General features: G+C 45.2%; 3 protein-coding genes. All 3 read right to left on the bottom strand.

Features of this window, described 5'->3' with window-relative positions; genetic code table 11:
• A partial coding sequence (nuoE, locus tag B7Y67_RS16235) for an NADH-quinone oxidoreductase subunit NuoE (RefSeq protein WP_293599520.1) occupies window positions 1–487 on the bottom strand: 487 nt, incomplete at its 3' end.
• Between the two features lie 23 nt (window positions 488–510).
• A complete protein-coding gene (locus B7Y67_RS16230) occupies window positions 511–1764 on the bottom strand; it encodes an NADH-quinone oxidoreductase subunit D (protein WP_215303341.1) in 1254 nt (417 codons plus the stop codon).
• A gap of 3 nt (window positions 1765–1767) precedes the next feature.
• Window positions 1768–2016, bottom strand: a 249-nt coding sequence (locus tag B7Y67_RS16225) for an NADH-quinone oxidoreductase subunit C (RefSeq protein WP_293599519.1), incomplete at its 5' end; no start/stop codon positions are given.

Below are 2016 nucleotides of genomic sequence, written 5' to 3'. Positions count from 1 at the left end.
CACGGAGTTCTTTCAATAGGGTATCAATCTTCTCTTTACTCATGAAACTACACATGCGCTTGTCATTGACGAGCATTACTGGAGAATCTCCACACGCTCCCATACACTCACCCTCTTTCAGGGTAAAAGTTCCGCATGGGGTGGTTTCGTTGTAACCAATACCGAGAGTTTCTTTTAAGTATGTAGCCGCTGTTTCGCCGTGAGTTAACTGGCAAGGTAGATTTGTACAAATTACTAATTTGTACTTACCAATCGGTTTGGTGTTGTACATATTGTAGAAAGTAGCCACTTCATCAACTGCAATCGTTGGCATTTCTAAAATTTGAGCAACTGTAGCAATCACCTCTGGTGACACCCAACCTACTTCAGTTTGGGCAGCAATCAATGAGGCCATCACTGCAGATTGTTTTTGGTCTGGAGGATATTTCGCGACATTGCGCGCAATATCTGCGAGCGTTTTGTCTGAAAGTTGAAGAGTTGTTGTCATGAATTCATCCTTGGCGCGCTGTTTTAGCGGTCAATCTCCCCGAACACGATATCTTGGGTACCAATAATGGTTACAGCATCAGCCAACATGTGGCCACGTGACATCTCATCCATCGCAGATAAATGTACGAATCCTGGTGCACGAATTTTCATGCGGTATGGTTTATTGGCGCCATCAGAAATCAAATAGATACCAAACTCACCTTTTGGATGCTCAACCGCAGAGTAAGCCTCGCCATCAGGAACGTGCATACCTTCAGTAAAGAGTTTGAAGTGATGAATCAGCTCTTCCATATTGGTCTTCATATCTACACGCTTTGGTGGAGATACTTTATGGTTGTCACTCATGACGGGGCCATCGTTTGCCTTGAGCCAAGCTACACATTGCTTGATGATGCGATTCGATTGACGCATTTCTTCCATGCGAACTAAATAGCGATCATAAGAGTCACCATTCACACCAACAGGAATATCAAAGTCAAGTTTGTCGTAAGTTTCGTAAGGTTGTTTTTTACGTAAATCCCACTCAATACCGGAGCCACGCAACATAGGCCCTGTGAAGCCGAGCTGCAAAGCGCGCTCAGGAGTTACAACGCCAATACCAACTAAACGCTGCTTCCAAATACGATTATCAGTAAGGAGATTGCAATACTCATCTACATTGGCATCAAAGCGGCCGGAGAAGTCTTCAATGAAATCGAGCAGTGAACCACTACGACTTTCATTTAAACGCTTGATTGCAGAAGTGCTACGAATCTTAGACTTAGAGTATTGCGCCATCTGCGTTGGCAGGTCACGATAGACTCCACCTGGACGGTAATAAGCAGCATGCATACGAGCACCAGAAACGGCTTCGTACATATCAAAAATATCTTCACGATCACGGAAGGCATACAAGAACACGGCCATCGCGCCAACGTCTAAACCATGACAACCAATCCACAAGAGGTGATTGAGTAAGCGAGTTAACTCGTCATACATCACGCGGATGTATTGAGCACGCAATGGAACGTCTACCTGAAGCAACTTTTCAATTGCCATCACGTAAGCATGTTCGTTAGCCATCATCGAGACATAGTCCAAACGATCCATATAAGGAACGTTTTGAATCCAAGTACGCGTCTCAGCTAATTTTTCTGTAGCGCGATGCAATAAACCAATGTGCGGATCAGCACGCTGAATTACCTCGCCATCAAGCTCCAGTACTAAACGCAATACGCCGTGAGCCGCAGGATGCTGAGGACCAAAATTGAGGGTGTAGTTCTTAATTTGTGCCATGACTTAGACCGGACCTCCGTACTGCTCTTCACGCACGATACGCGGTGTAATTTCACGCGCTTCAATCGTGACTGGCTGATACACCACACGCTTCAACTCTGGGTCATAGCGCATTTCTACGTTGCCAGAGATTGGGAAATCTTTTCTAAATGGATGGCCGATGAAACCATAATCGGTCAAGATACGACGCAAGTCTTCATGACCATCAAACAAGATGCCGTAGAGGTCAAACGCTTCACGTTCAAACCAGTT

This window comes from Polynucleobacter sp. 35-46-11, assembly GCF_002281105.1.
This window is presented reverse-complemented; position numbering and strand designations above follow the sequence as displayed.